Consider the following 25151-nt stretch of genomic DNA (forward strand, 5'->3'; position numbering starts at 1 on the left):
ATGAATGGGTGTAAAGACATCCGGTATTGTTCTTTTCCTTAAGTTAATGACATTGTGATAAAACGGGCAATTGGCAATCTAATTCAGAATTGTATCAACCATAATGAGCAGGGCTGTAAAATTTATGTCAGCGTTTCTGCTGAAAATAGCAGCTGCACGATAACTGTTGCCGATGACGGTATAGGGGCTACGAACGAGCAAATAGAAAAACTCAATAATGCTCCGCACTATATGGTGTGTGATGTAAATGTGACGGAACAGCGCCACGGTTTAGGGCTGCTTATTGTAAAACAAATCATAGAGGCTCACGGCGGCGGTTTAGCCATTGAGCATAGCTCATATAATGGTTTTTGTGTAAAGATTACATTACCCATGTATATGGCCGGGCAGTAGAAGAGATACGACTCTTTTCCTGTCCGACCATACTTTTAACAATTTATGATGCTTTTTTTCCGCTGCTATTTCCGGCAGTCAAATGCTGGGTTCGCTGCATAGAAGTTTCTGGAATCCAGGTGATCCTGAACAATCCGCAGGCCTTCACCGAAACGCTGGAAATGAACGATTTCCCGGGCGCGCAAAAACCGGATTGGATCTGCAACTTCCTGATCTTTCACCAGACGCAGGATATTGTCATAGGTGCTGCGCGCTTTCTGTTCTGCAGCCAAATTTTCCGTCAAATCGGTAATGGGATCACCCTTGGACTGGAATTCACAGGCATTGAATGGAATTCCTCCTGCCGCCTGGGGCCACAACGCCAACGTGTGATCCACATAATATTTATCAAAACCGGAGGCTTTGATTTCTTCCGGAGACAAATCTTTGGTTAACTGGTAGACAATGGCGCAAATCATTTCCATATGAGCCAGTTCTTCGGTACCTATATCGGTTAACAGTCCAGCAACTTCCCGATAAGGCATGGTATACCGCTGGGACAGATAACGCATGGAAGCGGAAAGCTCTCCGTCAGGCCCGCCGAACTGACTGATGATTACCTGGGCAATCTGGGGATTTGTCTGGGTAATATTCACAGGATATTGCAATCTTTTTTCATAATTCCACATTAACAGTTCCCTCCTTCCCAGGGCATGGGCTGCATTGCCCACAGCCATTTCTGATCTGGCTTAGCGGTGTCAATTGTAAGGGGTCCGTAGTAATTTTCATATTCCTTCAACGCATTCATGCGCACTTCCCGGAAATGATTGAAATAGGCAATTGCCTCCTGATCCATTGGATGGGTATCAAGATAGAGAACAATATCATTCACTGCGAAGCTTACCATATTAATCCATTGAAATAATTTCATTTGTTCCATCTGGTTTCCTTTCATTTCGGGCAGCCTCCTTTCCCTAAGAACGGTTTGCTTAATTCCGGGAAAATGGTTCCGCATTGCAATGCCTTATCCACATCAAATGTCTCATGGAAAAACTGCCACGGAACGTAAGCCATTGCAATGGGCATATCGGATAACGGATCGGAATCTCCACGACAGTTTCCTGGCATGGAAGGGCAGTCCGGCACTTTCGGCTGCGTTATATCTGCCGGGCAGGATTTTTGCATCATCTGCCGTCCGGACATCCCTGCTGAGCAAGGTTTTTGCATCATCTGCCGTCCGGGCATATCTGCCGGGCAGGGTTTTTGCATCATCTGCCGTCCGGGCATATCTGCCGGGCAGGGTTTTTGCATCATCTGCCGTCCGGGCATGGGAGCCGGACAGGGTTTTTCAGGCATAGGGCATTGTGGCGTATTCTGGCTGCAGCCGCAGTCAGATGCTGTATGATAATTAGCCATATTGGTAATCCTCTCTTTTTTGGTTTGCTTTTTAATACAATATGAAAGAAAGGGGAAAATGGTGCAGTGATTGGAATATTGCTTTATCATACAGGAAGTGTTATACTGCTTTATGATTGGTAAAATATGTTTAGAAAGGCGGTAAAATAGATCGTATCCATTCCATGACAGGGCGGTTTTGAAAGAATGGCGCGGTTTGGATACTATGAGGTTGCCATTGCGATTTCCGGCGCCCAGGCCATGACCTCTATTGGAAAACAGCGGCCGGATTTGATAGAAGAAATGAAACGGCAGGAAAATAAAGTGAAATGCTTTTTTCAGACCAGGACGCATTGTGAGTTCCGGCAAAAAAAGCAGGCAAGGAGCAGGTGATGAAACAATATCTGGCCCCGTTAGAGGGCATTACTACATATATTTATCGGAATGCATATCACAGTATTTTTACTCCCATGGATAAATATTTTACCCCTTTTCTTGTGCCAAAGCAGAAAAAGGGGCTAAGCAGCCGGGAAAAAAATGACGTTTTGCCGGAACATAACAAGGGGATTTTTCTTGTGCCCCAGCTTTTAACCAACCGACCGGAGGATTTCATCCGGGCAGCGAATACTCTGGCGGAGTTTGGATATGAAGAAATCAACCTGAATCTGGGATGTCCTTCCGGCACGGTAACTGCGAAAGGAAAAGGGGCGGGATTTTTATCCCATCCCACAGAATTAGACCAGTTTTTGGATGAGATTTTTTCAAAACTTACGCTGCGCATTTCTATTAAGACCCGGATCGGTATGGAAGATCCGGATGAATTTGAAACACTTCTGAAGCTCTTTAATCAGTATCCGCTAGAAGAACTGATTATCCATCCCAGAGTGAGGGAAGATTATTACAGCAATTTGCCCAATTATCAGGTATTTCAAGAAGCATTGGAAAACAGCGCCAATCCGCTATGTTACAATGGAGATATTTTCACTGGGCAGGATTTTAAAGACCTGCTGCGCAGATTTCCAGGGCTTGCATCTGTGATGACCGGGCGGGGAATTATTGCAAATCCTGATTTGCGCAGGGAATGTATGTTAGCCTGTGATCCAGAGTTTGCGCTTGAAACCGGGGAAACGGCGAAAAAGCATCCTGCCGGCGCCGATTCTCTTGCCGCAGGCCCATCCAATGGGCCTGAAATCGGGGAGACACTGAAAAAGAGACAGTATCGGGAATTTCATGACAGAATTTACAGGGATTATCAGGAAATTCTGTCCGGAAACCGCAATGTGCTGTTTAAAATGAAAGAAATCTGGTCTTATATGATACAGTCGTTTTCCAATCATGGAATTTATGCAAAGAGAATAAAGAAAGCGGAAACGCTTCAGAATTATGAAGCCGCAGTGAATGCGTTATTCCGGGAACAGGGGGTTATCAGCAATGGAAGATTATCGTTTTAAGGTGAATTTGGGAGGCATGATTGAAATATTATCAGAGCATCTCTACAGCAGTCCGGATGTGTTTATCCGGGAACTGCTGCAAAATGCGGCAGACGCCATTACAAGAAGAAAAGAGATACAGAAGAAAGAATTTGAGGGCTCCATTACATTGGAAATAGAAGAAAAGGAGAAGCTGATCTTCGCAGATAACGGACAGGGGCTTATGGAAGAAGAAATCCATCGGTTTCTGGCGATTATTGGAGAATCCTCCAAACGTGAGTTGACGGACAGAAGCGTCCGCAGAGATTATATCGGACAGTTTGGAATCGGTCTGTTATCCTGCTTTATGGTTACAGATGAGATCTGCCTGATTACAAAATCCTGTCAAAGCAAGGATGCGCCATCGCTGGTATGGCGGGGAAGACCAGACGGAACCTATACCATAGAAACACTGCAGCAGCAGGACAAGGAAGCCCTGCCCTCACCCGGCACGAAAATTATTTTGGCTGCAAAAGAGGGAATGGAGGAGTATTTCACCAGAGAAATCCTTGAAAATCTGATTACCTATTACGGACTTTTGCTTCCTTTCCCTGTAATCATCCGTCAGAATGGGAAAGAAAAGCAAATCAATCCTGTGTATCTGCCCTGGGAAGGCAGAAATACCAACAAACAGGAGCTTTTGCTGTTCGGGCAAATGCTGTTTGGGGAGCTTTTTCTGGATTGCCTTACTTTCCGTTCGGAAGAAGGCAATGTGTCCGGCGTTGCCTATATCTTAAATTACACCGTGCTTCCCTCTGCCAAGCCTGCCCACCGGATTTATTTAAAGCATATGATGCTGACGGAAAAGGGGGACGGCCTGCTTCCGGATTGGGCGGTATTTACCAAATGCATTGTGCATGCAACGGATTTAAAGCCCACAGCTTCCCGGGAAGGCTTTTACGAAGACGAAACCTTAGATGCCGTAAGAGAAACTATAGAAAACCGTCTGATTGCGTACATAGACACTATGGCAGACGATCAGCCGGAGCTGTTTGGAAAATTCTTTCGGGTGCATCAGCTTACCCTGATGGAACTGGCTCTGGCAAACCCTAAATTATTCCGGACTTTGATTGACTATTTTGAATTTGAGACCACCAGAGGCACTCTGACAGGATATGACCTCAGGATGTGCGGGGAGGATCTGCTCTATGCGCCTACCAGAGAAAAATATAAGCAATTGTCCCAGTTATTTTTCGCCCAAGATCAGCTTTTAATCAATGTGACCTATGTGCATGCCTTAGAACTGCTGGAAGGCCTTGGGTATATGTTCGGCATAAGCGTCAGCGAGGTGGAAGAAGAGGAAATCGAAGATTTGATGGAAGAGCTTGCTGCGGAAGAACAGGAGAAAGGATTAGAATTTTTAAACAAAGCAAATAAGATTCTTAAAGACCGTGACTGCCGGGCGGAATTAAAATGTTTCCAACCAGCTAATCAGCCGGCGTTTTTCCTGATGGATGAGGAAGCTGTATTAAACCGGCAGATTGCAATCTCTAAGAACAAAGCAAATTCCATATTCCGAGAGATGCTGAATATGATTTCCTCTGAATTAAAAGGCGAGGACGCCGTATCAATGCTTTATCTCAATTACAATAATCCGATTGTGAAAAATTTAATCAGGATTACGGAGGAGGATGTGCTGAAAATATTTGTGGAAATTATTTATATCCAAGCATTACAAATAGGAGGCTTTCCTTTGCGCAAAAATGATATGGCTACCCTGAATCAGAATATATTGCTGTTAATGGAAAGAGATCTTGCAGACAAAGAAGAGTAAAAATAAGGCTGGAGGAAACATAGTATGAGAATGTATGATATTATCAATAAGAAAAAGAGAGGCTGCGTCCTGACCCAGGAAGAAATCCGTTTTATGACAGAAGGGTATACAAAAGGGGAGATTCCGGATTACCAGATGTCAGCTCTGATGATGGCAGTCTGTTTTCAGGGCATGACAGAGGAGGAAACTCTGGCGCTGACCCTGGCAATGAGAGACAGCGGAGAGGTCCTGGATTTGTCCGAAATTGAAGGAATTAAGGTGGATAAACACAGCACCGGCGGAGTAGGAGATAAGACCTCCCTTGTGCTGACGCCGATGATAGCGGCTCTTGGCATTCCGGTGGCTAAAATGTCCGGCAGAGGTCTTGGCCATACGGGCGGAACGATTGACAAGCTGGAATGCTTTCCGGGCTTTTCCACTGAATTGACGAAGGAGCAGTTTTGTCAGAATGTAAACCGGATCAAAATGGCAATCATGGGACAGACGGCAGATCTTGCCCCTGCAGACAAGAAACTCTACGCCTTGCGGGACGTAACGGCTACAGTGGAACAGCTTTCTTTGATTGCTTCCAGTATTATGAGCAAAAAGCTGGCGGCAGGGGCAGACGCCATTGTATTGGACGTAAAGACCGGGAACGGAGCATTTATGAAAGAGGAAAAAGACGCCTTTGCCCTTGCCAGGGAAATGGTCCAAATCGGAAAAAACGCCGGAAAGCGAATGGCGGCAGTGATCACGGACATGGAGCAGCCATTGGGGAATGCAGTGGGAAATTCTCTGGAAGTAAAAGAAGCCATACTTTCCCTCAACGGACTGGGTCCCAAAGATTTGATGGATGTGGTCTATGCGCTTGGCGCAGAGATGGTACTGGCGGCTGAGAAAGCAGCTACTGAAGAAGAAGCCCGAAACTTGCTGGAACAAACAATTCGTGAGAAAACCGCACTGGATAAATTTGCAGAATTTGTAGAGACCCAGGGAGGAGAGAAGCAATATGTCTATCAACCGGAGCTTCTGCCGGCGGCAGGGATACAGATGCAGGTGATAAATACGGATACAGGCTATGTGGGGGGAATCCTGGCAGAAGAGATTGGGCTGGCAAATCTGATTCTGGGCGGAGGCCGCAATACGAAGGACAGTCCGGTTGACCTGTCAGTGGGCATTCTTCTCCATAAAAAGCGGGGGCAGGCCCTGCAGCCTGGGGAAGCCCTTGCCACGATTTACGCCAACGATATGGAACAGGCCAAAGAAGCATATGGAAAAATCGTAGGCGCTTACCGCATTCAGCCTCAGGCTCCGGAGGAACTGCTGATGGTTAAGGGAATTCTGCGATCATAAATTGCTTTGCCGCACACCGATGCAAAAACAGATCCTGCGGTCATAATTTCTGCTTCTTTTTCATATAATGCAATATGGGAAAAGGAAGACGAACAAGACTGGATCAGGTCAAAGAAAACGTAAAATCAAATATTGTGGAATCGCTGGAACTGCCCATGGACATTATGTACGGCGCGGTGATCATAACCGCCATGGGCAGGGGGCAGGTCCTGGTAGAGAATTATAAGGGAATTATTGAATACACACAGGAAAAGATCCGTCTGCAGACCAAAACATGCCAGGTGACCATTCAGGGCAAGAGGCTGCTTGTGGAATACTACACCAATGAGGAAATGAAAATTACTGGCTGTATTCAAGGAATATTATATGACTCATAAGGAGCAGGGCATTTGTTAATTGATAAATTAAAATATTTGCAGGGCTATGTAAAAATCAGGCTTTCTGGTTATGCGCCGGAGCGGTTTCTGAATCTGTGCAGCAATCACGACATTTTGATTTGGAATCTGGAATATGAAGAGGATCATTATGTGTTCTGTATCAGCATCCGAGGGCTTAAAAGGCTGAAGCCGATTCTGAAAAAAACAAGGACAACATTTGTGATATTAGAGCGTGTGGGGCTTCCCTTTGTCATGCGCAGGTACCGAAAACGCAAGCTGTTTTTTGCAGGAATTTTTCTGTGCTGCGGTCTTTTATATACTATGTCCCTGTTTGTCTGGAGAATTGAGATTAATGGAAATCTTCATGAAACGGACAGTAGCATCCTCAAATTTCTGGAAGAGCACAAAGTATACCACGGACTGTTAAAAAGCAAAATAAACTGTGAGAAAATAGAAGAGGAATTAAGAGCCGGCTATGAAGATATTATCTGGGCTTCTGCAAAATTAGAAGGAACCATGCTGATTATTGATGTGCAGGAAAACCTTGTCACCAACCAGCAGGCAGCCGCAAAAGGGGAAACAGAGGATCTTCCCGGTGACCTGGTGGCGGACAAAGATGCGGTAATTTACAGCATATTAACCCGCCAGGGCACGCCTTATGTAGAAAAAGGAACAGAAGTCCATCCCGGCGATATGCTGGTGGAAGGAAAGAATCCGGTGTACAATGACAATGAGGAAATTGCCTCCTGGCAGTATTGCGTTGCAGACGCAGATATTTTGGGCATTACGGAATATACTTATGAAGATCGGTTTTCCATGTGGTATGAGGAGAAGGTATATACTGGAAAAGAACGTGAAACTTACGGGATTCGTTTTTTTAACTTTCAGATCCGGCTGCCGTATCTGTCCCGGAAATTCTCAGACTATGATATGATTACGGATGAATATGACGTAAAAATTGGAGATACCTTTTATCTGCCCCTGGCTTTGACAAAAGAAACCCATCGGGAATACCGGCTGGAGAAGAAACAGTACACCGAGAAAGAAGCCAGACAAGCGGCAGAAGAAAAATTAAAGCAATTTTGCGAAGAATTGACCCAGAATGGAATTCAGATTATGGAGAACCGTGTTGCAATCACGGCAGACAGAAAAACCTGTGCTGCTTTTGGCACAATAGAGGTGATTGAGCCGATTGGAAGCAGAAAAGAGACCGTTGCCGCAGATACCCCTCAGGAAGAAATACCGGATGGCATGTGAGCCGACATCCTCACAAACGAATCATACAGAACAGAAAAAACAGGAAAACAGCTGATTTTTCAGAGGATTTTCCTGTTTTTTCTGGCTTGTCAAGGATTTTTTTTCGAAATCTTGAAAAGCGGAAAAGTTTTTGATATAATAAATTCCAGTATGTGTATATTCCCCTGAGAAAGTGAGGTATTATTATTTGCAGATAGAATATATAGAGATAAGCACGATGGAACAGCAGCAGGCTGTTTTCGGCTGTCAGGATCATTTTGTGCGAATGTTGGAAAAGGCTTTTTCTGTGCTGATCGGGCTGAGGGAATCCAAGGTGGAAGTAAAGGGAGAAGATATCTCAGGAGTTTCCAATGCTGTATCCGTGATACAGTCTTTACAGCAGATCTATGACCAGGGAGAAGGGGATAGGATCAATGAGGACATGATTTACCGTCTGATCGATGAGGCTACGGAAGGCTCTTTAGAAGAGACAGTAGAGGCAATGGAGAGTATTGTTACTCTTACCAACCGCGGCGCTCCCATCAAGTGCAAAACCCCCGGGCAGAAGAATTATATCAGGGCCATGAAAGAAAATACCATTACAATCTGTATTGGGCCTGCAGGAACGGGAAAGACTTATCTTGCAGTGGCGCAGGCTGCTGAAGAATTAAAGAGAGGAGACATCGACCGGATTATTATGAGCCGGCCGGCCATTGAAGCCGGGGAAGAGCGTCTTGGATTTCTGCCCGGTGATTTGTCTCAGAAGGTGGACCCCTATCTTCGCCCGCTGAATGATGCGTTATACGATATCTTCGGTGCGGAGAAAGCAGAAAAGCTTCGGGAACGCGGGACAATCGAGATTGCTCCGCTGGCATATATGCGGGGCCGCACGTTAAACAGGGCCAAAGTGCTGATTGATGAAAGCCAGAATGCTTCTATTTATACCATTAAGATGGCATTGACACGGTTGGGGGAAGGTTCCAAAATGGTATTGACAGGAGACGTTACACAAATCGATCTTCCCCATAAGACAGATTCAGGGCTGGAGAAGTGCGCAGCCATCGTAGGGCCCATTGAAGGGATATCTGTGATACATCTGAATAACCGCGACGTAGTCCGCAACAAAATTGTCAAAGATATCGTTAAGGCGTTTGAGAAAGCAGAAGCAGAAAAAAAGGTCAGTCAGGTTCCTGATTACCAAAGAAGAAAGAAACGGCAGGGATAGTTTGAAAACATGAAAGAAAAAGCTCCGGAAATGGCAAAAGAGAAAGCAAAAAAGACAGACAAACACAATGGTTTCAGAGATTACAGCAGAGGGCGCAGAAATTTTATTTTTCTCGGCATGGCGGCATGCGGGATTCTGGAGTGTATCTTTTCAGGAATAATAAGAAATCGGGAACCGGACCGGATGGCCGTACTGGTTTTTTTCGGAATATTATATTCTGTGGCGTTTCTTGCAGGAATGGAATTGTATCGGATACAGAAGGACTGGTTTTATGAAAGGGCAAAAGATTACAGGCATATTGCCAGTTGGTATATGCTTTCCTGCGGGGCGGCAGTTTTGTTTCTATATCTGCCGGAATATGCAAGGCCGGTGCTTCTGCTGTCCGCAGGAATGGCAATAGTAAGCAATTCTTTTTTCGGAATGATGGCAGGAATTTTTCATGTTTCCGTATTTGCCATCTGCGGCCAGGAAAATGTTTATATTCTGCTCTGCGATATTTTTCTCCTGATGGGAGGATGCCTGGCAGTTACGTTCCTGAAAGAAATCAGGAGCCGGCGGTGGGGAATTATTTTCCTGTTTCTCTATATTTTTGACAGCGTTACGATTTTTTCCTTTGTCCAGACGGGACAGCTGGACTGGAACGTATTGTTATACGGCGCCTGTAACGGACTTGTTTCTTCCTTAGGGGCATGGGTTCTCTATCAGACTCTGCACCGGTATTTGCATGCTTCCAGAAAGTTGGAGCTGGAGCGGATACTGAAATCAGATTTTGGACTGGTTCAGGCAGTCTCTAATTTTTCGAAAGCAGATTATAACCATGGAAGAAAAGTATCGGAAATCGCCAGAAAATGCGCCAGTCTTGTAGAGGCTGATCCGGATGTGGCAGCGGCCGGAGGTTTTTATTACCGCCTTGGAAGAATGGAAGGGGAACCCTATGTGGAAAATGGAGTGGCTCTTGCCAGAAGCAATCATCTGCCCAGAGAAGTGGTAGGAATATTACGGGAATATAATGGAGAACAGCAGCTTCCCTCAACACTGGAATCGGCCATTGTGCATATTGTGGACAGCGTTGTGGCAAAGTTTGACGTGTTGGATCGCGCCACCCTTTCCAGTTCCTGGAATCAGGATATGCTGGTATATCAGACTTTGAATGAGAATTCCGCTTCAGGACTATATGACAAATCCGGCTTCAGCATGAATATGTTTTTAAAAATCAGAGATTATTTAATAAAGGAGGCAGAATTGTTTTGACAGTGACACTGGAAGAAGAAACAGAGGTTTCATTTCCTTTTGATTATAAAAAACTGGCGGAACAGGTAATTGACGGGGCTTTGAAAGCAGAGGGATTTCCCTTTGAAGCAGAAGTAAGCCTTCTGCTGGTTCCTTTGAAAGCTATTCAGGAATTGAATCTGGAATATCGCGGAATTGATGCGGCTACCGATGTGCTTTCCTTTCCCCTGATAAGCTATGAAACTCCAGGGGATTTTACCTGGATAGAGCAGGAGGAAGACAATTTTAATCCGGATACCAATGAGGCAATGCTTGGAGATATTGTATTGTGTGTGGACAGGGTATGGGAGCAGGCGGCAGAATTTGGTCACAGCCCAGAGCGGGAATATGCTTTCTTAATCCTGCACAGTATGCTGCATTTGCTGGGATATGACCATATGACCAAGGAGGATGCTGCTGTAATGGAAGAAAAGCAGAGAAGGATCCTGAATCAGATGGGAATTTTAAGATAAATTTGCAGTGCGGCTTTGACTGCCTGCAGCTACAAAGAAAATTTGGAGGAATTGACAATGAAAAAACGTATCGTATGGCTGCTGCTGGCCGCTCTGGCATTGAGCATGTTTGCCGGCTGCGGCAAGAAAGAGGAAGAACCGGAGGAGACACCGGCAGTGGAGGAAGAGACCCCTACTCCCGAACCGGAAACGCCTACTCCGGAACCAACGCCAGAGGTGCCGGAAGGAATGGCAAGAAGCTATCTGACCGGACAGTGGATTGACGGGGAACTGGCAAAGAAGCGGCCCATAGCCATTATGATTGGCAACACTTCCGATGCATTGCCCCAGTATGGAATTTCATCTGCAGACATTATCTATGAAGTGCCGGTGGAAGGTTCTTATACACGTTTAATGGCAATTTTCCAGGATTATTCCGGATTAGAGAAAATCGGTTCCGTGCGGAGCTGCCGCCATTATTTTATTTATTTTGCAAGAGAGTTTGATGCAATTTACACCCATTACGGCCAGGCTGCCTATGCAGAGCCGGTGCTGGAACGGGAAGACGTGCATAATTTAAGTGGAATGGATTCCGCCATTGAGACGATTATGTTCTACCGTGACGCCAACCGGAAGGCGCCCCACAATGCATTTACCAGCGCAGAGGGCATTCAGGCAGGCCTGGAGAAGAAAGGATACCGCACAGAACTTGCGGATACCTACAGCGGACATTACAAATTTGCAGAGGACGATGCAGAGGTGACTCCTTCCGGGGAAGACGCCATCGTGGTAAGTCCGGGATATTTTGTCAATAAGCCCTGGTTTGTATATAACAGCGAGGACGGGCTGTATTACCGTTATGAATTTAAGGATAAGCAAATCGACGGCGCTACAGAAGGACAGCTTACCGCAAAGAATATCCTGATCCAGTACTGCGACTGGTCAAAGCTGGATGAGAACGGTTATATGGATATCAATACCACATCTGGCGGAGCGGGAATCTATATTACCAACGGCAAAATGGAACGGGTAACCTGGAGTAAGGACAACGAAGATTCTCCGGCCCGTTATTACAATGAGGCAGGGGAAGAGATTACCCTGAACCAGGGGAAGACCTGGGTATGCATTGCAAGAAAGGATTACCAGGATCGTTTCGGCGTTTATGCAACTCAGGAGGAATTGTCTCAGGCCAGGGCAACGGAAGAATAGGCAGATTGCAGCTATGGAAGCGTATCCGGCATACATGGGAAGGCAGTATTGAGGAATTTTTATGAGTAAAACGAAAAAACGTGAATCCAACTTTCTGGTACAGGGTTCCATTCTGGCGGTTGCTTCCATTATCAGCCGAATTATAGGATTGCTGTACCGGATTCCCTTAAAGTCAATTATCGGCGATATTGGAAATGATTACTATGGCACGGCGATGGAGATATACAGTATTTTACTGCTGATATCTTCGTACAGCCTGCCATTGGCTGTTTCCAAACTGGTTTCTACGAGAATGGCAAAGGGACAGCGGAAAAATGCATATAGAATTTTCAAAGGTGCACTGATTTTTGCCCTGATATCCGGGACGGCTGCCGGCTTGATTATTTTCTTTGGCGCAGGCGTCATTACAACCTATATTGTGCGGACGCCTTTAAGCATTTTTGCTTTGCAGGTGCTGGCGCCTACCCTTCTGGTTGTGGCATTGCTTGGCGTTATCCGCGGATTTTTCCAGGGAATGGGCACCATGATGCCAAGTGCCGTGTCACAGCTGATTGAACAGGTAATCAATGCAGGCGTCAGTGTATGGACTGCTTATATGCTGTATCAGTACGGCACAAAAATTGGAGCCGTATTAGGCAATCCTGCCACCTATGCAGAAGCCTACGGTGCAGCAGGAGGAACCATCGGCACTGGCGCCGGCGCTGTTGCAGCGCTGTTGTTCACCTTGTTTGTACTGGCTATTTACCGGCCGGTATTTAAGAAAATAACCCAGAAGGATAAGGGAAAAAAGGTGGAGAGCTACGGAACTATTTTCCGTGTCCTGATTATGACGATTATCCCTGTGCTGCTCAGTACCACAATTTATAATATTACTTCTTTTCTGGATATGGGCGTGTTTAAGCATATTGCTGCGCTGCAGGGATATAAGGCGCAGGATTACAGCACCATGTGGGGCGTCTATGTAGGGGAATATAAGGTGCTGGTCAATGTGCCGATTGCCATCGCATCTTCCATATCCGCCTCCAGTGTACCCAGTATTTCCACAGCTTTTGCAGCCAAAGATATCTCTCATGTAAAGCGGAAGGTAGCCTATTCCATACGTTTTATTATGGTAATTGCAATTCCCTGTGCAGTAGGCATGGGAGTGCTTGCATCTCCGATTTTGCAGCTTCTCTTTCAGGATGACAGGACAATGACTGCCCGAATGATGCAGATTGGTGCAGTTACCATTGTATTTTATTCCCTGTCAACGTTAAGCAATGGAATCCTGCAGGGAATAAATCGCATGAATGTTCCCGTAAAAAATGCAGTGATTGCACTGGCGTTACATATTGGCGTGCTAGCGGCGCTGATGTACGGGCTGGATTTGAATATTTACGCAGTGGTATGGGCGAATATGTTTTTTTCCTTTCTGATGTGCATTTTAAACGGAATGGCAATCCGGAAATATTTAAAATACCGCCAGGAAATTACGCGTACTTTTATTATTCCGGGAATCGCTGCCGCTGTTATGGGCGCTGTTGTGTTCGGTATTTACTATTTCCTGATGAAAACTATAAAAATCAATGCGGTTTCCACTGGAATTTCCATCATCACAGGCGTTATTGTCTATGGGATTCTTCTGCTGTTAATGCGAGGACTTAGGGAAAATGAACTGCGCAGCTTTCCGATGGGAAATTTGATTATTAAAATTGCAAAAAAACTACATTTGATGTAGCAGGCAGAACCCCGGCAGGGACAGATTACAAAGAATATGTATAAAATAGCAAAAATAGCAAATACTACCAGAAAAAGGAGTTTGTCATGGAAAAAAAATGTAGTATTCGCTTATTTTTGTCTGGAATTTTAATCAGTGCAGCATTCTGTCTCTGTATCGGTTTTTTTGCGGGAAATCACAGAACCCGGAAAATCTATGAAGAACGTATCGTTCTGTTAAAACAGCAGAATGAAAATCTGCTGGCCATGCAGAAAGCGGCGGAAGAGGAAAAAGAGCTTGCCGAAAGCCTGAACCTGGTGGAGCCCTATGAATATCTGCTGCTTGCAGAGGATGGTTATGTGGCAGTTTATTATGCTGACGGGAAAACATTGTACGCAGTAACAGATATTCGCATGGAGGAGCTTCCGGATGATTTGCAGGAAGAAATCCAGCAGGGAAAATCTATCGGCGATGAAGCGCAGCTGTATAATTTTCTGGAAAATTATACAAGCTAGCAGATTGAAAAATTGTGATTTGGAGTGTTAGGATGAAGCAGACATACGATGTAATTGTTGCAGGGGCCGGCGCGTCAGGCCTTATGGCAGGAATACAGGCTGCAAAATACGGTGCAGAGGTTCTGATTCTGGAACATATGGATCGGGCTGGAAAAAAGATTCTGGCAACAGGAAACGGAAAATGTAATTTTACCAATGAAAAGCAGGGCATTGCGTATTACAGAGGCAAGAACCCTGCCTTTGTCTTGCCGGCTTTCGAACAGTTCGGGCTGAAAGAAACTTTGGAGTTTTTTCAAGAACTGGGCATCCGCCCGGTCAGCCGGCGGGGTGGATATTATTATCCGGCCAGCGGCCAGGCTTCTTCCGTTTTAGAGACGTTGCTGATGGAATGCCGAAAACGGAAGGTAAGGATTGCATATGAAATCGGCATCCGCTCCATTCAAAAAGAGAACGGGATTTTTTGCTTTGATACTAAGCAGGGGAATTTTTACGGCAATACATGTATCATTGCCACCGGAGGAAAAGCAGCAAAAAAGACAGGAAGCGATGGGAGCGGAATTCCATATATTGCAGGCTTTGGACACAAAATGACAGAGATTGCGCCTGCTTTGGTTCAATTGCAGGGAAAACAGCCATTTTTCAAAGAAGTTGCAGGAATTCGTGCAGAGTGCCGTTTGAAGCTTTACATAGAAAAGGAGAAAATTTCGGAAGATTTGGGGGAACTGCAATTGACAGAATTCGGCGTATCAGGAATTCCTGCTTTTCAGGTCAGCCGTTATGCCGCCTATGGGCTTCTCCAGGGAAAACAAGTCCAGGTCAGTATGGATTTCCTTCCTGATTTTTCCAAGAGTCAGGCAAAAGATTTGATTCGGAAGCAGTTTCTTAGATACGGGGAAGGGAAAACGGCAAAGGAAGCGATGATTGGGCTGTTTCCGCAGAAGCTGAACCTTGTATTTTTAAAGGAAAGCAGAATACATCTGGAAAAACCGGCAGTTTGCTGCAGCAAAAAGGAACTGGATCATCTGTCTTTTCTCATACAGCATTTAGAATCGGAAATTATCGGAACCAAAGGATTTGATCATGCGCAGGTGACAGCCGGCGGCGCGGATACGAATGAAATCTGTCCCGATACCATGGAATCCAGGCTGGTGCCCGGGCTTTTTTTTGCAGGGGAAGTGATGGACATTGACGGTATGTGCGGCGGTTATAATCTGCAGTGGGCATGGACAAGCGGTGCAACCGCCGGAAAATACGCAGCAAAGCACGAGATTTTTTCCTCTGGGTTGGAAAAGGGACAAAAAAAGCATCCTGCAGCGGATGACAGCATGCAGAAGCAAAGAGAAAGAGGCAGAAAATGATAAGAATACAGCAGTTAAAGCTTCCAATTTCCCATACAGAGGAACAGCTGGTGCAAAAAATTGCCAAAGATTTGGGAATAAAGAAAGAAGCAGTGGGGGAGTACCGGATTCGAAAGCAGTCTATAGACGCCCGGAAAAAAAGTCAGATTTCCTATGTTTACACCATTGACGTACAAGTAAAACAGGAATCTAATGTGCTGCGCAGGGCAAAAAGCAGCCGGATTACTCTGGCAAAAGACGTACGTTATCAATTTCCTTCCGGGGGAGCCAGGCCGCTTTCGCATCCTCCTATCATTATCGGCAGCGGCCCGGCAGGTCTGTTTTGCGCCTATTTGCTGGCCCGGCACGGATACGCTCCCATTCTGATAGAGCGGGGCAGGACGATAGACAAGCGCACCAAAGATGTGGAACAGTTCTGGATGGAGAACCGGCTTCATCCAGAATCCAATGTGCAGTTCGGAGAAGGCGGCGCTGGAACCTTTTCAGACGGGAAGCTGAATACGCTGGTGAAGGATGTGAAGGGAAGGAATCAGGCGGCGCTGGATATTTTTATCCATCACGGCGCACCGGAGGAAATCGGATATCAGAGCAAACCTCATATTGGAACGGATCTGCTAAAACATGTGGTGACAGATATGCGCCGCCAGATAGAACAATGGGGCGGTACCTGCTTTTTTGAAACCTGTGTCACCGGAATGGAATTTCATCAGGGGGCGTTAACAGGAGTAACCTGTATTCGGAACGGAGAAGTTCTGCAGTTCGAAACAGAACTTGCTGTGCTGGCTATCGGCCACAGCGCCAGAGACACCTTTGAAATGCTGTATCGTTCAGGCTTTCAGATGGAGGCAAAATCCTTTGCTGTGGGACTGCGGGTGGAACATCCCCAGTCTTTGATCAATCAGAGCCAATACGGAGAGGAAGCAGCCGGAAAGCTTCCGGCTGCGCCATACAAATTAACGGCAAATCTGGAAAATCACAGAGGGGTGTATTCCTTCTGTATGTGTCCCGGCGGTTATGTGGTAAATGCATCTTCTGAGCAGGAACGGCTTGCGGTCAATGGAATGAGTTACAGCAGGCGGGATGGGAAAAACGCCAACAGCGCCATTATTGTAACCGTAACGCCAAAGGATTTTGGTTCTTCCCCCTTAAGCGGCGTAACTTTCCAGCGCAAATTGGAGGAAAAGGCGTTTCGGCTGGGCAACGGCAGGATTCCCCAGCAGCTTTTCGGTGATTTTGAACAGGGAAAAACCTCAACCTCTTACGGCGGATTTTCCTCTGCGGCTATGGGACAGCGGGAATTTGGAAATCTGCATCAGCTATTTCCAAAAGAGATTCATGATTCTTTCTGTCAGGGAATGCATAAGTTTTCCCGCTCTATCCCGGAATTTGACCGTCCGGATGTTATTTTATCCGGCGTGGAAAGCAGAACTTCCTCCCCCATCCGAATTACCAGGAACGAGGAATTTGAAAGCAATATCAAAGGGGTATATCCTTGCGGGGAAGGCGCGGGGTATGCCGGAGGAATCATGTCGGCAGCTATGGATGGAATGAAAGTTGCAGAGGCAATTGCCCAAAAATACAGAAGAAAATAGGAGGGAGCAGTATCGTGTCAGAATATACGCCAATGATGCAGCAATATATAGATACCAAAAAAGATTATAAGGACTGTATTCTTTTTTACCGTCTGGGGGATTTCTATGAGATGTTTTTTGAGGACGCCAAGACAGCCTCTAAGGAGCTTGAAATTACGCTGACTGGTAAAAACTGCGGGAAAGAAGAAAAAGCGCCCATGTGCGGCGTGCCTTATCATTCGGTGGAATCTTATCTGAATCGGCTGGTGGCAAAGGGATACAAGGTTGCCATCTGCGAACAGGTGGAAGATCCGAAAATGTCAAGAGGTTTAGTGCGCCGGGAAGTGGTGCGGATTGTCACTCCGGGAACCAACCTGGATACCCAGGCGTTGGACGAAACAAAGAATAATTATATTATGTGCGTAGTCTATATGGAGGATCGCTACGGCGTTTCCATTGCGGATGTAACCACAGGGGATTATTTTGTGACGGAAGTGGATCAGGAGCAGAAGCTGATGGATGAAATACATAAATTTGCCCCTTCTGAAATTATCTGCAATGAAGCCTTTTATATGGCAGGAATGGATTTTGAAGATTTAAAGCAGCGTCTTTCCATTGCCGTTTATGCATTGGATTCCTGGTATTTCAGCGATGAAACAGCCAGGAATACCTTACTGGAGCATTTTAAAATATCGGATCTTCAAGGGCTTGGCATTAAGGATTATGAGTGCGGCGCCATTGCTGCAGGAGCTCTTTTGAAATATTTATATGAGACACAGAAGAATTCTCTGGCCAATATGACCTCCCTGCAGATTTATATAACAGGAAAATATATGATTATTGACAGTTCCACTAGACGCAATCTGGAACTGGTGGAGACATTGCGGGAAAAACAGAAGCGGGGATCTTTGCTGTGGGTGCTGGATAAGACAAAAACCGCCATGGGCGCCAGAATGCTCAGAAGTTTTGTGGAACAGCCTCTTATAGACAGGGGAGAAATCGAAAAACGGCTGGACGCAGTGGAAGCTTTTAATCAAAATGCCATGACCCGGGAAGAAATCCGGGAATATCTAAATCCCGTCTACGATTTGGAGCGTCTGATCAGCCGGGTTACTTATCAAACAGCCAATCCCAGGGATTTAACAGCTTTTAAAAGTTCCCTGGCAATGCTTCCCTATATCCATAGCCTTTTGGGAGAATTTGATACGCCTATGCTTGCCGAAACTCGGTTGGAGCTGGATGTTCTGGAAGACATTTATCAGTTAATTGAGTCTTCCATTCAGGAAGATCCTCCTATTTCCATCCGGGACGGCGGCATTATTAAAGAAGGATACAATGAGGAAATTGACAAACTCCGTCATGCCAAAACAGAAGGAAAAACCTGGCTGATGGAATTAGAAACCCGGGAACGGGAGAAAACCGGCATTAAGAACCTGAGGATTAAATACAATAAGATTTTTGGCTATTATCTGGAAGTAACCAATTCTTATCAGAATCTTGTTCCAGATTATTATACCAGAAAGCAGACCCTTGCCAACGCAGAACGTTATATTACCGCAGAGTTGAAGGAACTGGAAGACATTATTCTGGGGGCGGAGGATAAGCTGGTAACGCTGGAATATGAAACCTTCCGGGCAATTCGGGACAGCATAGCGAATGAGGTGCTGCGGATTCAGAAAACCGCCAAGGCAGTGGCAAAAACTGATGTACTGTCTGCTCTTTCCCTTGTGGCAGAGCGGAATAATTACTGCCGTCCCTCCATCAATGAAAACGGTGTGATTGATATTAAGGACGGCCGCCATCCGGTGGTGGAACAGATGATTAACAATGAGATGTTTATCTCCAACGATACGTATCTGGATAACAGCAAGAAACGCATTTCCATTATTACAGGCCCAAATATGGCAGGAAAATCCACTTATATGCGCCAGACAGCGCTGATTGTATTAATGGCGCAGATCGGAAGCTTTGTTCCGGCGGAACATGCGAAAATCGGAATTGTGGATCGGATTTTTACCCGTGTGGGGGCGTCAGATGATCTGGCAAGCGGCCAGAGCACTTTTATGGTGGAAATGACAGAAGTTGCAAATATTCTGCGCAACGCCACCAGCAACAGCCTTTTGGTGCTGGATGAAATCGGCCGTGGAACCAGTACCTTTGACGGATTAAGCATTGCCTGGGCTGTGGTGGAGCATATCAGCAATCCAAAGCTTTTGGGAGCCAAGACCTTGTTTGCCACCCATTACCATGAACTGACAGAGTTAGAGGGCAAGCTGAATAATGTGAATAATTACTGTATTGCTGTCAAAGAAAAAGGGGACGACGTTGTATTTTTAAGGAAAATAGTCCCCGGCGGCGCAGATAAAAGCTATGGCATCCAGGTAGCAAAGCTTGCGGGAGTGCCAGAGAGCGTCATTGAACGAGCCAAAGAGATTTCAGAGGAATTAAGCGCCCATGACATTACAGAACTGACCGGAAATCTGATTTCGGAGCCCCATAAGCCCCGAAAAAAGAAGGAAAAACTGGATGAAGTGGATTTGACACAGATGTCTCTCTTTGATACAGTAAAAGATGATGATATTATTCAGGAAGTGCGGGAGTTAGATCTGGGGAATCTGACGCCCATTGATGCGATGAATAAACTCTATCAGCTTCAGAGTAAGATTAAAAACCGGTGGCGGTTTACATAAGAATGTTATGTAAACTAAAGGAAAATGACTATTTATCATGAATGCAATGTTCCCACTAATAACTTTCCGCTATTTCAGATAACCAAAGGAGCGCTTATGCCAAAGATAGAAATATTAGATCAGCAGACCATTGATAAAATTGCAGCAGGAGAAGTCATTGAACGTCCCTCCTCGGTAGTAAAAGAACTGGTGGAAAACGCCATAGACGCCAAAGCCAGCGCTATTACGGTAGAAATCAAAGAAGGGGGAATCTCTTTTATCCGCATTACAGATAATGGATGCGGAATGGAAGCAGAACAGGTTCCTCTGGCTTTTCTCCGCCATTCCACCAGCAAAATCCGCAATGTGGAAGATTTGCTGACGGTATCCTCTTTGGGATTCCGGGGAGAGGCGTTATCCAGTATTGCGGCAGTGGCGCAAGTGGAACTGATTACCAAGACGGTTTCCGACTTCAGCGGCGTTCGGTATGTCATCGAAGGGGGAAAAGAGAAATCTTCCGAAGAAATTGGGGCGCCGGAGGGCACTACCTTTCTGGTGCGCAACTTATTTTACAACACCCCCGCCAGGAAAAAATTCTTAAAAACCCCTCAGACAGAAGCCGGATATATCGGAGATTTGGTAGAGCGTCTGGCGCTGTCCCATCCGGAAATTTCCTTTAAGCTGATTGTAAATAACCAGCCAAAACTGCATACTTCCGGCAACTCTAATCTGAAGGAAGTGATTTATCATATTTATGGACGTGACATTGCCGCAAATCTGATTGAAGTTCAGGGAGAAAATGAATGTTTTTCCATTCAGGGATTTATCGGAAAACCACTGATTTCCAGAGGAAACCGGAATTTTGAGAATTATTTTATCAATGGACGTTATATTAAGAGCGGCCTGATTGCTAAATGCATTGAGGAAGGGTATAAATCTTTTGTCATGCAGCATAAATATCCTTTTACAGTTCTGCACATTTCCATTAACGGCAGTTTACTGGATGTGAATGTTCATCCTACCAAAATGGAACTGCGGTTCAGCAACGGGGAAGAGATTTATCAATTTCTTACCCAGTTGATTCGGGAGGCCATTAACCGGAACGAATTGGTTTATCAGGTAAGTCTGGAACGGGAGCAGGAAGAAAAAGCAAGGCATAAACAGGAAAAAAAGGAAAGGATGGGGTCTGGCCGCAAGGCGCCGGAGCCTTTTGAGGCCAAGCGGCTTCAGGCTGTGAAACAGTCCATCCGAAAGGACAGTCCCTATGAACCGAAATATGAGAAGCCTGCTGCAGATTTTCCTCAAACAGAGCCTGTTTCTCAGACAGAACCTGCCCTGCAGGAGCCGTCAGGCCAGATGGCGCCAGAACTGGCGGCGGAAGAAATTATGTTTGGACCGTCCCCGCATAAAACGGCAGCGCAGCCAAAACCTCCTGCAGAGACAAAGAAGCAGCCTCCTAAGCTTTTGGAGGAAGCCTCCAGGAAAGCCCACAAAATAATCGGACAGCTTTTTGATACTTACTGGCTGGTGGAATTTGACAGCCAGCTTTACATTATCGATCAACATGCAGCCCACGAAAAGGTATTGTATGAACGTACCCTGGCGGCTCTGAAACAGAAAGAATTTACTTCTCAGGTCATCTATCCGCCGATTCTGCTGACTTTGAATATGCAGGAAGAGTCCCTGCTGAAAAAATATATGCCATATTTCCAAAAGCTGGGCTATGAAATAGAACATTTCGGAGGAAAAGAATATTCCGTGACTGCTGTTCCAGGCAATCTTTTTGGACTGAACGGACAGGAACTGGTCATTGAAATATTAGACAGCCTGGCCGATTTTCATGGAAGGGAAACTCCGCAGATGATTACAGAAAAAATAGCTTCCATGTCCTGCAAAGCGGCAGTAAAAGGGAACCAAAGCATCTCCAGGCCGGAGGTAGAGGCCTTAATCGGCGAGCTGTTGACCTTAGAAAATCCATATCACTGTCCTCATGGGCGGCCAACCATTATTTCTATGACAAAATATGAACTAGAAAAGAAATTTAAGCGGGTGTTGTGATGAAAAGACCATTAATTATTTTAACAGGGCCTACGGCGGTGGGAAAAACAGAGCTGTCTCTGGGCCTGGCCAAAATGATAAACGGAGCGGTGATTTCTGCAGATTCCATGCAGGTATACCGGCATATGGATATCGGTTCTGCCAAGATAAAACCGGAAGAGATGCAGGGAATTCCCCATTATTTGGTGGATGTTTTAGAACCGGAAGAAGAATTTCATGTGGTGCGGTTTCAGGAATATGCGAAAGCTTGTATGGAAAAAATCTATCAACAGGGACAGATTCCAATTGTTACAGGCGGCACGGGATTCTACATTCAGGCGCTGCTGTATGGAATTGATTTTACCAGCCAGCAGGAGGATAAGGAATACCGAAAATATTTAGAGCAGATTGCCCGCACACGGGGGCCAGCAGCGCTTCATGAAATGTTGGCCCAGATAGATGAAAAATCCGCGGAAATCATTCATGAAAATAATGTCAGGCGGGTAATCCGCGCCCTGGAATTCTATCATCTGTCAGGCCAGAAAATCTCAGAGCACAATGAACAGGAAAGAATGCGGTGTTCCCCCTATCATTTCGCCTATTTTGTGCTGAATGATGACAGGAACCGCCTTTATGAAAGAATCGAACAGCGGGTGGATCAGATGATGGCAGAAGGGCTCTTAGAAGAAGTTGCGAAGTTAAAGGAAATGGGATGCCGCAAGCATATGACGTCCATGCAGGGGCTTGGATATAAGGAACTGCTGGATTATCTGGAAGGAAATTGCACGCTGGAAGAGGCTGTATACAGAATCAAGCGGGATACCAGGCATTTTGCCAAGCGGCAGCTGACCTGGTTTCGGCGGGAACGGGAGGTAATCTGGATTTCCAAGCCGGAATTTGATGATCAAAATGACAGAATTTTAGCCTATATGAAAAAAATTCTGAAAGAAAAGCAGATATACCCGTGAGCAGTTTCAGGTATTTGTCAGAAAACAAAAAAATTCAGCGAATATTCAGAAAGGAGCAGGATGGTTTCAGATATTTTCCGGACAATGAGATTGCCGGAGGATCGGAACTGATGAAAAGGAACAGGCAATGAAAAAGATATATCAGGAATTGGGCGTCTGTGAAAAAGTCTATGATTTTGGACAGAAGCAGGAGAAAAAATTAAAGGAACGTTTTGAGGAAATCGATCATATTGCAGAATATAACCAGTTAAAGGTGATAAAAGCCATGCAGTCCCGCAAAGTCAGCGCAGAATGCTTCATGGGAAGCAGCGGATATGGGTATAATGATTTGGGAAGAGATACATTGGAAGAGGTATATGCAGAATGTTTCCGGGGAGAAGCAGCTCTGGTTCGCCCCCAGATTACCTGCGGCACCCATGCCTTGGCCCTGGCCCTTATGTCCAATCTCAGGCCGGGAGATGAACTTTTATCTCCGGTGGGAAAGCCTTATGATACGTTAGAGGAAGTAATCGGCATCCGTCCCTCCAAAGGCTCCTTGGCGGAATATGGAATTACCTACCGCCAGGTGGATTTGCTTTCCGATGGAACCTTTGACTATGAAAACATCCGAAAAGCGCTGACAGATAAAACAAAATTGGTTACCATCCAGCGTTCCAAGGGCTATCAGACAAGGCCCACCTTCTCTGTGGAACAGATTGGGGAATTAATTTCTTTTATCAAAGGGAAAAAGCCGGATGTCATCTGTATGGTGGATAACTGCTATGGAGAATTTGTAGAACAAAAAGAGCCTTTGGAAGTAGGAGCGGATATGATTGTGGGATCTCTCATTAAAAATCCCGGCGGCGGCCTTGCCCCCATTGGAGGATACATTGTGGGAAAGAAAGAATGTGTGGAACACGCCGCATACCGGCTGACTTCTCCGGGACTGGGAAAAGAGGTGGGAGCCTCCCTTGGAGTGATTCAATCTTTTTATCAGGGCTTGTTCCTGGCGCCGACGGTAACCGCTTCTGCATTAAAAAGCGCAATTTTTGCCGCAAATATCTATGAAGGCCTTGGTTTTCCAGTGATACCAAACGGTACAGAAAGTCGCCACGACATTATTCAGGCAGTGACCTTAAATTCTGAAGAAGCTTTAATTGCATTCTGCCAGGGCATTCAGGCGGCAGCCCCGGTGGACAGCCATGTAAGCCCGGAACCCTGGGCGATGCCGGGGTATGACGATGAAGTCATTATGGCCGCTGGGGCGTTTATTCAGGGGTCTTCCATTGAGCTGAGCGCAGACGGACCCCTGCGGGAACCTTACGCCGTCTATTTTCAGGGCGGGCTTACCTGGTATCACGGCAAGCTGGGCATTTTAATGTCTCTGCAGAAATTATACGAAGCCGGTCTGGTACAGTTGTGACAAATTATTATGGCAATGTTTATGAATTTTTAACAATAAATTAGTATACACAACCATATATTTGTGCTAAAATAAAATGTAAAATTTTTTTCCTTTGCTTTGAGAGAGTGAAAGGAAGCTTATGAATACACATATTACAATGAAAGAAATGCCGGAATCTGAACAGCCATTGGAAAAATGTTTCCGTTATGGCGCACAGGCCTTGTCGGATGCGGAACTGCTGGCAGTTATATTAAAAACCGGCACAAGAAACCTGACAGCATTGCAGCTTGCTCAGCTGTTTCTATCCCGGAAAGAGAAAAATCTTCTGAATCTGAGCAGTATGCTGCCGGAGGAAATGCAGATGATTCCTGGAATCGGGCAGGTGAAGGCGGCGCAGCTAAAGTGTATTGCTGAACTGGCAGAGCGTATTGCCAGAACCAGCCGACTTAAGAACGTAAGATTAAATGAGCCGTCCAGTATTGCAGATTATTATATGGAATCTCTTCGGCACAAGACAAAAGAACATCTGTTATTAGCCATGTTCGACGCCAAAAGCAATCTGCTGGGGGATAAGATTGTTTCGGTGGGAACTGTGACAAATTCTCTGGTATCGCCAAGGGAAATTTTTTTGAAAGCGCTGGAATACCGAGCAGTCCATATTGTGCTTCTCCATAACCACCCCAGTGGGGATCCAACGCCCAGCGAAGCGGATCATGCGGTTACCAGTCGTGTGGCAGAAAGCGGGAGGATTCTGGGAATTGCCCTTGCGGATCACATTATCATTGGTGATAACAGATATATCAGCTTTAGAGAAAATGGCCTTTTAGGTTGAGGAAAGGAACG

Annotated in this window: 23 protein-coding genes; 20 read left to right on the plus strand and 3 right to left on the minus strand. The window is 45.7% G+C overall.

From position 1 onward, the window contains the following. Window positions 1–54: 54 nt before the first annotated feature. Window positions 55–393, plus strand: a complete 339-nt coding sequence (locus E5329_RS07955) for a sensor histidine kinase (RefSeq protein ID WP_275443104.1) — start codon at window positions 55–57, stop codon at window positions 391–393. Between the two features lie 65 nt (window positions 394–458). On the opposite strand, the gene E5329_RS07960 is transcribed toward E5329_RS07955, so the two are convergent. The 3 genes from E5329_RS07960 to E5329_RS30555 are packed head-to-tail and all read right to left on the minus strand — an operon-like array spanning window position 459 to window position 1788. After that, window positions 459–1061, minus strand: a complete 603-nt coding sequence (locus E5329_RS07960) for a manganese catalase family protein (RefSeq protein WP_135989045.1) — start codon at window positions 1059–1061, stop codon at window positions 459–461. Continuing rightward, window positions 1061–1327, minus strand: a complete 267-nt coding sequence (locus E5329_RS07965) for a spore coat protein CotJB (RefSeq protein WP_135989046.1) — start codon at window positions 1325–1327, stop codon at window positions 1061–1063. The genes E5329_RS07960 and E5329_RS07965 overlap by 1 nt, the downstream gene beginning before the upstream one ends. After that, on the minus strand, window positions 1324–1788 hold the full coding sequence (locus E5329_RS30555) for a spore coat associated protein CotJA (RefSeq protein ID WP_275443105.1): 465 nt from the start codon (window positions 1786–1788) through the stop codon (window positions 1324–1326). The genes E5329_RS07965 and E5329_RS30555 overlap by 4 nt, the downstream gene beginning before the upstream one ends. 186 nt (window positions 1789–1974) lie before the next feature. Between E5329_RS30555 and E5329_RS07975 the strand changes: the two genes are divergently transcribed. From E5329_RS07975 to radC, 19 genes are all read left to right on the plus strand, one after another. Beyond that, window positions 1975–2160 carry a response regulator gene (locus tag E5329_RS07975; protein ID WP_135989047.1) on the plus strand — a complete coding sequence of 62 codons (186 nt, stop codon included), beginning with the start codon at window positions 1975–1977 and terminating at the stop codon, window positions 2158–2160. Further along, the gene (locus E5329_RS07980; RefSeq protein ID WP_135989048.1) at window positions 2160–3218 is read left to right on the plus strand and encodes a tRNA dihydrouridine synthase; all 1059 of its coding nucleotides are present in this window, start codon (window positions 2160–2162) and stop codon (window positions 3216–3218) included. The genes E5329_RS07975 and E5329_RS07980 overlap by 1 nt, the downstream gene beginning before the upstream one ends. Then, window positions 3199–5010: an HSP90 family protein gene (locus tag E5329_RS07985; protein WP_168356555.1), complete on the plus strand. Its 1812-nt coding sequence runs from the start codon at window positions 3199–3201 to the stop codon at window positions 5008–5010. Before E5329_RS07980 ends, E5329_RS07985 begins: the two co-directional genes overlap by 20 nt. A gap of 24 nt (window positions 5011–5034) precedes the next feature. Continuing rightward, entirely contained in the window at window positions 5035–6342 is a 1308-nt protein-coding gene (locus E5329_RS07990) for a pyrimidine-nucleoside phosphorylase (protein WP_275443106.1), read from the plus strand. A gap of 74 nt (window positions 6343–6416) precedes the next feature. Next, entirely contained in the window at window positions 6417–6719 is a 303-nt protein-coding gene (locus E5329_RS07995; RefSeq protein ID WP_135989050.1) for a YabP/YqfC family sporulation protein, read from the plus strand. 12 nt (window positions 6720–6731) lie between these two features. Further along, complete coding sequence (yqfD, locus tag E5329_RS08000) at window positions 6732–7976, plus strand: sporulation protein YqfD (protein ID WP_135989051.1); 1245 nt, start codon at window positions 6732–6734, stop codon at window positions 7974–7976. A 187-nt stretch (window positions 7977–8163) separates the two neighbouring features. After that, window positions 8164–9180 (plus strand): PhoH family protein, encoded by a 1017-nt coding sequence (locus E5329_RS08005; protein WP_275443107.1) that lies wholly within the window; start codon window positions 8164–8166, stop codon window positions 9178–9180. A 9-nt stretch (window positions 9181–9189) separates the two neighbouring features. Next, the gene (locus tag E5329_RS08010; protein WP_135989052.1) at window positions 9190–10431 is read left to right on the plus strand and encodes a hypothetical protein; all 1242 of its coding nucleotides are present in this window, start codon (window positions 9190–9192) and stop codon (window positions 10429–10431) included. Then, the gene (gene ybeY / locus E5329_RS08015; RefSeq protein ID WP_135989053.1) at window positions 10428–10922 is read left to right on the plus strand and encodes an rRNA maturation RNase YbeY; all 495 of its coding nucleotides are present in this window, start codon (window positions 10428–10430) and stop codon (window positions 10920–10922) included. Before E5329_RS08010 ends, ybeY begins: the two co-directional genes overlap by 4 nt. Window positions 10923–10979: 57 nt before the next feature. Then, entirely contained in the window at window positions 10980–12110 is a 1131-nt protein-coding gene (locus tag E5329_RS08020; protein ID WP_135989054.1) for a DUF3048 domain-containing protein, read from the plus strand. Window positions 12111–12171: 61 nt separating this feature from the next. Continuing rightward, window positions 12172–13827 (plus strand): putative polysaccharide biosynthesis protein, encoded by a 1656-nt coding sequence (locus E5329_RS08025; RefSeq protein ID WP_135989055.1) that lies wholly within the window; start codon window positions 12172–12174, stop codon window positions 13825–13827. A gap of 86 nt (window positions 13828–13913) precedes the next feature. After that, window positions 13914–14321 carry a hypothetical protein gene (locus E5329_RS08030; RefSeq protein ID WP_135989056.1) on the plus strand — a complete coding sequence of 136 codons (408 nt, stop codon included), beginning with the start codon at window positions 13914–13916 and terminating at the stop codon, window positions 14319–14321. 32 nt (window positions 14322–14353) lie between these two features. After that, window positions 14354–15679 carry a BaiN/RdsA family NAD(P)/FAD-dependent oxidoreductase gene (locus E5329_RS08035; RefSeq protein ID WP_135989057.1) on the plus strand — a complete coding sequence of 442 codons (1326 nt, stop codon included), beginning with the start codon at window positions 14354–14356 and terminating at the stop codon, window positions 15677–15679. Then, the gene (locus tag E5329_RS08040) at window positions 15676–17271 is read left to right on the plus strand and encodes an NAD(P)/FAD-dependent oxidoreductase (protein WP_135989058.1); all 1596 of its coding nucleotides are present in this window, start codon (window positions 15676–15678) and stop codon (window positions 17269–17271) included. Before E5329_RS08035 ends, E5329_RS08040 begins: the two co-directional genes overlap by 4 nt. A 14-nt stretch (window positions 17272–17285) precedes the next feature. Further along, window positions 17286–19940, plus strand: coding sequence for a DNA mismatch repair protein MutS (gene mutS, locus E5329_RS08045; RefSeq protein ID WP_135989059.1), 2655 nt, complete (start codon window positions 17286–17288; stop codon window positions 19938–19940). Window positions 19941–20036: 96 nt separating this feature from the next. Further along, window positions 20037–21977, plus strand: a complete 1941-nt coding sequence (gene mutL, locus E5329_RS08050) for a DNA mismatch repair endonuclease MutL (protein WP_135989060.1) — start codon at window positions 20037–20039, stop codon at window positions 21975–21977. After that, window positions 21977–22924 (plus strand): tRNA (adenosine(37)-N6)-dimethylallyltransferase MiaA, encoded by a 948-nt coding sequence (gene miaA / locus E5329_RS08055; protein WP_135989061.1) that lies wholly within the window; start codon window positions 21977–21979, stop codon window positions 22922–22924. The genes mutL and miaA overlap by 1 nt, the downstream gene beginning before the upstream one ends. Before the next feature lie 127 nt (window positions 22925–23051). After that, window positions 23052–24326 (plus strand): methionine gamma-lyase family protein, encoded by a 1275-nt coding sequence (locus tag E5329_RS08060; protein ID WP_135989062.1) that lies wholly within the window; start codon window positions 23052–23054, stop codon window positions 24324–24326. Window positions 24327–24447: 121 nt separating this feature from the next. Continuing rightward, the gene (gene radC, locus E5329_RS08065; RefSeq protein ID WP_135989063.1) at window positions 24448–25140 is read left to right on the plus strand and encodes a RadC family protein; all 693 of its coding nucleotides are present in this window, start codon (window positions 24448–24450) and stop codon (window positions 25138–25140) included. Window positions 25141–25151 lie beyond the last annotated feature (11 nt).

This window comes from Petralouisia muris (assembly GCF_004793545.1).
In the GTDB taxonomy this organism is placed as follows: Bacteria; Bacillota; Clostridia; order Lachnospirales; family Lachnospiraceae; genus Petralouisia; species Petralouisia muris.

Excerpts from the sequence above, each read along its gene's own strand:
- E5329_RS07960 (WP_135989045.1), bottom strand. The coding sequence starts at position 1,061 with ATGTGGAATTATGAAAAAAGATTGCAATATCCTGTGAATATTACCCAG.
- E5329_RS07965 (WP_135989046.1), bottom strand. The coding sequence starts at position 1,327 with ATGAAAGGAAACCAGATGGAACAAATGAAATTATTTCAATGGATTAAT.
- E5329_RS30555 (WP_275443105.1), bottom strand. The coding sequence starts at position 1,788 with ATGGCTAATTATCATACAGCATCTGACTGCGGCTGCAGCCAGAATACG.
- E5329_RS07975 (WP_135989047.1), top strand. The coding sequence starts at position 1,975 with ATGGCGCGGTTTGGATACTATGAGGTTGCCATTGCGATTTCCGGCGCC.
- E5329_RS07980 (WP_135989048.1), top strand. The coding sequence starts at position 2,160 with ATGAAACAATATCTGGCCCCGTTAGAGGGCATTACTACATATATTTAT.
- E5329_RS07985 (WP_168356555.1), top strand. The coding sequence starts at position 3,199 with ATGGAAGATTATCGTTTTAAGGTGAATTTGGGAGGCATGATTGAAATA.
- E5329_RS07990 (WP_275443106.1), top strand. The coding sequence starts at position 5,035 with ATGAGAATGTATGATATTATCAATAAGAAAAAGAGAGGCTGCGTCCTG.
- E5329_RS07995 (WP_135989050.1), top strand. The coding sequence starts at position 6,417 with ATGGGAAAAGGAAGACGAACAAGACTGGATCAGGTCAAAGAAAACGTA.
- E5329_RS08010 (WP_135989052.1), top strand. The coding sequence starts at position 9,190 with ATGAAAGAAAAAGCTCCGGAAATGGCAAAAGAGAAAGCAAAAAAGACA.
- E5329_RS08020 (WP_135989054.1), top strand. The coding sequence starts at position 10,980 with ATGAAAAAACGTATCGTATGGCTGCTGCTGGCCGCTCTGGCATTGAGC.
- E5329_RS08025 (WP_135989055.1), top strand. The coding sequence starts at position 12,172 with ATGAGTAAAACGAAAAAACGTGAATCCAACTTTCTGGTACAGGGTTCC.
- E5329_RS08030 (WP_135989056.1), top strand. The coding sequence starts at position 13,914 with ATGGAAAAAAAATGTAGTATTCGCTTATTTTTGTCTGGAATTTTAATC.
- E5329_RS08035 (WP_135989057.1), top strand. The coding sequence starts at position 14,354 with ATGAAGCAGACATACGATGTAATTGTTGCAGGGGCCGGCGCGTCAGGC.
- E5329_RS08040 (WP_135989058.1), top strand. The coding sequence starts at position 15,676 with ATGATAAGAATACAGCAGTTAAAGCTTCCAATTTCCCATACAGAGGAA.
- mutL (WP_135989060.1), top strand. The coding sequence starts at position 20,037 with ATGCCAAAGATAGAAATATTAGATCAGCAGACCATTGATAAAATTGCA.
- miaA (WP_135989061.1), top strand. The coding sequence starts at position 21,977 with ATGAAAAGACCATTAATTATTTTAACAGGGCCTACGGCGGTGGGAAAA.
- E5329_RS08060 (WP_135989062.1), top strand. The coding sequence starts at position 23,052 with ATGAAAAAGATATATCAGGAATTGGGCGTCTGTGAAAAAGTCTATGAT.
- radC (WP_135989063.1), top strand. The coding sequence starts at position 24,448 with ATGAATACACATATTACAATGAAAGAAATGCCGGAATCTGAACAGCCA.